At 63.1% G+C, this 217-nt stretch carries 1 tRNA gene; it reads left to right on the forward strand.

What is annotated here, in order from left to right:
* The first annotated feature begins 115 nt into the window (after positions 1-115).
* Positions 116-197: transfer RNA gene (locus J0695_RS39670), tRNA-Tyr, on the forward strand.
* The last annotated feature ends 20 nt before the right edge of the window (positions 198-217 follow it).

Genomic DNA, 217 nt, shown 5'->3' on the forward strand with positions numbered 1-217 from the left:
CAAGACTAGTGGGGTGCAGCCCTGATCAATCGGGTGGCGGACCACCCCCACCCATCAGGTATCGTTTACGTCGTTGCCCCGGAGCGCCGCAAGGCGGACCGGTACGACAACCCTTGGCGATGTGCCCGAGTGGCCAAAGGGAGCAGACTGTAAATCTGCCGGCTCAGCCTACCCAGGTTCGAACCCTGGCGTCGCCACAGGAAACAGCCCCTGACCA

Source organism: Streptomyces beijiangensis, from assembly GCF_017315755.1.
Classification (GTDB): Bacteria; Actinomycetota; Actinomycetes; order Streptomycetales; family Streptomycetaceae; genus Streptomyces; species Streptomyces beijiangensis.